The organism is Nostoc sp. NMS4 (assembly GCF_017115095.1).
In the GTDB taxonomy this organism is placed as follows: Bacteria; Cyanobacteriota; Cyanobacteriia; order Cyanobacteriales; family Nostocaceae; genus Nostoc.
The window spans coordinates 1-5,401 of sequence record NZ_JABXKI010000401.1 but is presented as its reverse complement, the minus strand read 5'-3'; the positions used below and the strand labels follow the sequence as shown (position 1 = coordinate 5,401).

5 protein-coding genes are annotated in these 5,401 nt (G+C 38.2%); 3 read left to right on the top strand and 2 right to left on the bottom strand.

The window, feature by feature from the left end:
* Nucleotides 1-125: 125 nt before the first annotated feature.
* Genes HWQ37_RS32700 through HWQ37_RS32690 form a run of 3 tightly spaced genes read left to right on the top strand, consistent with a single transcriptional unit; the run spans nucleotide 126 to nucleotide 2,732 of the window.
* Nucleotides 126-1,280, top strand: a complete 1,155-nt coding sequence (locus tag HWQ37_RS32700; RefSeq protein ID WP_292755288.1) for an argonaute/piwi family protein — start codon at nucleotides 126-128, stop codon at nucleotides 1,278-1,280.
* Nucleotides 1,277-1,834, top strand: a complete 558-nt coding sequence (locus HWQ37_RS32695; RefSeq protein ID WP_292755286.1) for a hypothetical protein — start codon at nucleotides 1,277-1,279, stop codon at nucleotides 1,832-1,834. Before HWQ37_RS32700 ends, HWQ37_RS32695 begins: the two co-directional genes overlap by 4 nt.
* Entirely contained in the window at nucleotides 1,728-2,732 is a 1,005-nt protein-coding gene (locus tag HWQ37_RS32690; RefSeq protein ID WP_292755284.1) for a hypothetical protein, read from the top strand. The genes HWQ37_RS32695 and HWQ37_RS32690 overlap by 107 nt, the downstream gene beginning before the upstream one ends.
* A gap of 198 nt (nucleotides 2,733-2,930) precedes the next feature.
* Here the strand turns inward: HWQ37_RS32690 and HWQ37_RS32685 are convergent, their stop codons facing one another.
* On the bottom strand, nucleotides 2,931-3,620 hold the full coding sequence (locus HWQ37_RS32685) for a macro domain-containing protein (RefSeq protein WP_292755282.1): 690 nt from the start codon (nucleotides 3,618-3,620) through the stop codon (nucleotides 2,931-2,933).
* Complete coding sequence (locus tag HWQ37_RS32680) at nucleotides 3,601-5,091, bottom strand: DarT ssDNA thymidine ADP-ribosyltransferase family protein (RefSeq protein ID WP_292755280.1); 1,491 nt, start codon at nucleotides 5,089-5,091, stop codon at nucleotides 3,601-3,603. Before HWQ37_RS32680 ends, HWQ37_RS32685 begins: the two co-directional genes overlap by 20 nt.
* Nucleotides 5,092-5,401 lie beyond the last annotated feature (310 nt).

Sequence of the window (5,401 nt, the reverse complement as noted above, 5' to 3'; positions counted from 1 at the left end):
AGAGGAATTATATAGCATTTTATACTACATTCTGAAGTGCGGAATATGGGCTATACGCTTGGAAAGGAATTGAGAAATATGGGCCTTTTAGTCGTGAGATTTTCTCAAAAAAATCCCCAGAAATATTGGTTCTTTTTCCAGATACCGTTCAGGGTGCAGTGGAAAATTTTTTAAAAGCATTTCGAGACGGAATTAGTATCAAGAAAAAAGTATTTCAAGATGGGATTGAATATTGGGAGGAAAACTCCAAATACTCAGGTGGATTTGCCAAAATTTTTGGTCTTGTTAATCCTAAGTTGACTCTACGGCAAATTCCCTGGCTCAATAGTAAACAGAAACCGCCAGCAGTCGCTTATAGAGAAGCTGTGGCGCAGGTTTTAGAAAAAACCATGCCAGATGCAGCTATTGTTATTCTCTTAGACGAACATGCAAGGCTTCCAGACCCAGAAAATCCATATCTTCAGTCCAAAGCTCTGTTACTAATGGCTGGAATCCCTGTGCAAGGCATTCGGGCATCTACTCTAGGGCAATCACGTTATTCACTGCAATACACGCTGCAAAATCTCAGTGTTGCTCTCTACGCCAAAATGAACGGGTTGCCTTGGACAGTAGATCATGACCTCACAATTAGTGATGAACTTGTCATCGGCATAGGAAACTGTGAACTTTCTGGGAGTCGCTTCTTTGAGCGACAAAGGTTTGTAGGGATCACAACAGTTTTTAGAGGTGATGGGAACTACCTCTTGGGCAATCTTTCCCAAGAGTGTTCTTATTCTGAATATCCAAATATTTTGAAAACATCTACTGTATCAATTTTACAGGACATTAAGCGACGCAACGGTTGGCAAGCAGGAGATACTGTTCGCCTTGTATTTCATGCTGCTAGACCTTTCAAAAACCTTGATGTTGCAGATATTGTGGCACAGTGCGTTGCGGAGGTTGGAGAAGAACAAAACATTGAATTTGCTTTCCTAACAGTTTCTCACGAACACCCGTTTACCCTGTTAGATAACTCGCAACAAGGTATTGTTATGAAAGATGGTGCTAAGAAAGGACAATTAGCACCACAGCGAGGCATAATTGTGCAACTAGGAAGATATACCCGACTTTTGTGTACTAATACATCATTATCGTGGCGCTCCTTGCTTCCAGCTAGCAACCCAGTGACTATCTATTACTCTGAACTAATTGCCGAACTACTTGCCCGCCTTCGCAATATTCGAGATTGGTCACCTGCATTGCTCAATATCAAACTTCGTGCAAGCAAGTGGTTTCTATGACAGATGCAGTAGCAAAAAGCTTCGGTTATCAATTGGATTTTCTGACACATTATCTGGGGGCAAACTATAACTGGGAATCACCAGAAAGTGGCTTTGCACGCTATATTTTTTATCGCGCTGATAGCAAACCACCTTTTAGTGTGGCAACAGATGCAGCAATTAACAGTTTGGAACCAAGGCGACTACATCAAGCTCCTGTTCTTGCTGCTGTGGGTTATGAGCTTGCTTGTGGCAGAGTTTTTGGTGAGAGTTTTTTGTCAGCTTGGGCAAACGGTTTGACGCGGCTGGCCTCTCGTGAAGCATTTCCTTCGGATCGAGCTTCGTTTTTTTATCGACCTGTAGAACTGTTGGGTATATCGCTTGGTGTAAGCTCTTGCCCAAAGGTTCGCCCTGAAGACTTGCGTTGGTTGCAGGATGTATTAGCAGAGGGAGAACAGAGATTAGTTCATGGCGAATTATGGACATTTATCCTCGGCATTTATTTATGCAGCAAAAATTCTTTCTGTATCTTGGAAGCTGAAAAATCTACCGTTGCCAGAAGAAATGACTATTGATGAACTGGCCCTGGTTAAGTTGATATGTCCTTTTGATTCATATTTGGCTCAAATAGTTGGTTTTAGAGTGCTTGAAAGTGAAATAGATAAGGCTTTACTTTCTAGTTGTATAACAGCATCTGTCTCGGCGCATGACACTTCTCATGCTGCTGTACTATATATTTCTCTGCAAAAAACTGTTAACCAGGTGTTTCTGGCAAGCTGGGAGCATTACTTTCAAGTTGGTAACAGCATAAAACAACCAGTGAAATTAATTAGGTTTCTTTGCGATCGCTTCCATCTTGTTGCTGGGCAGATCCAGTCTCCACATTACGGAATTGAAATTAATGATGAGTACGATCTCCAAGATTTCTTGGACTCTTTATTGCAACTCCGTGCAGATACTGATGCTGTAGTAACTAAGGTAATAGATGCAATGAGGCAGAAACTTGGTAATCAGGTAATTAATCATCAAAGAATCACTATCGCAGGAGGCAATGTTACCATGAGCAACAATCAAAATTATGTAGAAACTATGTCAGAGCGCAAAATAAATATCAACCAAAGTGGGGCATCAATTGGTGTTGGCTATAGTGAGAACGTTGAGGCAAATCAACTCGGTGGCACTATAAACAACTATCCTTCGGAGCAGAAGCAGACTCTTGCAGAAGCAGCCGCAGAGATACAACAGCTTCTGCAACAGCTAGAGCAGACTTACCCCACCAACACCACAACAGGGCAGATGGTAGTAGCAACAAAAGTTATTGAGCGTATAGAAAGTGACCAAATTTGGAAACAACGGGTTGTAAGCGCAGTTAAAGAAGGTGGTCTTCAAGCATTCGAGAAAGCCATTGATAATCCTGTAGGTGCTTTTATTGTAGGAGCGATTAAAGGTTGGCAGGAAGCTGAAATTGAGTGATGTCTACTGCTAATTTAACAAATACTTTTAGGTTTTGAGCATTTGGTCAAGTTGCTCCTTTGTCGCGCGATTCCCTTCGGGATAGCTGACGCTCGTTCCTCGCTATCGCTAATGTCGTTTGTATTGCAATCTGTCTCGTCAACTAACAACACCCAACTCGAACGCTCATATTTCCGCACCTAGATTTTGAATGAGAATTTATTGGTCAGTGTTAGGTAAGATAGTTGGGTAAAATTTTTGGAGTAGGAGTAAACTTTTTTGTACTGTAGTAATCCCTATTCCTTTCGTTGATAAAAATTTAGATAAATTATATATACTTTCCTCTTGCATTGCTTGCTTGACTTTTTTAATGTATGTTTTCCCCAAGCCAGTTACCTCTAAAATTTCTCTATCTGATAGTGAAAGAAAAACAGTTTTTAATTCATTAAATATATCATCAGGTGCATGAGGATCGTATATATATATTTCTATAGGTAATTCACATTCACCTAAATACCTATTCATAATTTCTAGAGATTGCTCTTGGGGAATTCCTCCATTTTGTGTTCCAAGCAGAGGAAAAGCGATAGAAGTTATCTCTTTTTCTATGTAGGTATCGACGAATTTTTGCAAACCCAATTCCAGATATTCTAACTTTGATGGTTTCTTCCAGTGCTTTTTAGTTGGGAAGTTAAGAACCCAATGTTTGTCACATTTATAAAGCCACAGCTTACCAATATCCATCAAATTTTGATTACATATTTCTACATAATATGTATACATTTCTTGATATCTTAAGCGAAATTCCAATGCAATACCAGCACCCATCACCCCCACACAGTTAACAGTGTTGACTAGTGTTTGACAATTTGAAGTAAATAAATTGCCTTTAATAATTTTGAGACTCATTTGTATAAATTAACCATTCTTGACCATTTTCTTGAAACCTAACATTCATAGGAGTATTAGGCTTATATTGTAGCTGGATAGAACGAGATGAACTAACATTAATAGATTGTCCAAAGTTAATTTTTGAAATATCCTTAAACGGCGAAATAATTTCTCTATTAAATGGAAGCTGTTCTGTAAAGCTAAGAATTAATTCTCCATTAATGTTTCCATATTTATCGTAGTTATCAATTTGGATATCAATAAAATTTCCCCGATCGTTAATTGTTATATAAGGATTATTATGATAGAACAAACTCCCTTCACGAACAATTTCCAATTCTTGAAATACGCGATTAGCATATTTTGATTCTGTACCAATGAGCTTTAGCAAAGTATCTTTATCCTGGGTTGTACGACAAATAATACTTATATCCTCTAAATTAAACTCAGTAAAATCGAGGTAATTATGAACGATAAATTCTTGTTGGGATGCTCTCAGAAAAGTCTCTTTGCCAGCTGCCAGTGTAGAATAGACATGATCAAAATCAAAACACTGCTCCAAGAAAGTTGTACTGTTACCATAATGAGAGCCTGAAGCTGCAAGATTCCCACTACTTATACCACATTTGCTGCCATGAGTTTCCAGCACTCGCTTTAGATCGAAGCGGAAGAAAATTGGTACAGGACAAAGAGCATAAATATTTCCTCTACGTTTGCCTAACCCTTCATTATGCCACTGAGTTGGAGTTTGTGGTCGGCAATAGAAACGTGCAAAATCTTTTACATCGCTTCTGGTACGGTCGATAAGGTTTGCGCCGGCTGAATTGCTGAAGTTCCCACAAAGATTTCTGGCTAGTAGTTTCTCACCTGTGAGAATTGAAACAGCATTTTCAACATGAGTAAAGTGGTAGATGTATCCTTTCCAGTAAGAATTTTGACTATTAAAACCTGCTTGCAATTTAAGTGCAAATTCCTCTATATCTTCTGCTGATCTTTCTAAAGAAAAATCATCTCTTGTACAATTAGTATGGATTTCAAATAAAGGATTATAATCATCTATTTCTGGTTCATCTTCTTGAATTTTATTTATAGTTATCGCTGGTAAAGTGTCTCCTCTTTCAATGACAATCAGTACCATAAGCTCAAGTATGTCTATTATCTGTTTATCATTGGCAAACCAATAAAGCTGTCGATTAGCATATAAGCTAGATGCTATTTCTTCTCGTTGCTCTCCCTGCAAGAGATAGATATATACAGCTTTACGCTGCTCTTCAGTTGTTGCCTGTAGCGCCCATTTAATAATTTCGTCTTTGGAAATACTGTCTCTCCTGGAACGACAAGCATAGAATAAATTTAAAGCAGTATCCTTATACTCAGTGTGGAGGATGCGGCTATCTGGTGCAAAATCAACTAACAATTTTTCCTCAATAGCATTGGAATTACTGATTAATAGTTGCTGACAAGGCAAATAACTACCAGCTTTAGACATAAAGTAAACTGTCTCTAAAAAACTCTGAAGTTCATTAAGTTCATCGGCTGCACTAAAGTTATTGAGAAAATCTTTAGAAATGAGATTACCAAGATATTTAGCTTGGGATACTCCCACTCTTGGTTGACTCTTTCCTATTTCATTTTTAAAAATATCAACTAACCGTAAATCATTGACAACATAATGTTTTTGAACAAAATCTTCTCCTAATAGTTTCTTAACTTCTTGCCATTTATCACGGGCGATGAGATTATTGGCTCTTGCGCTACTTTTATGGTAAAAGTTAAAATAATTTAAATTTCATGCCTAT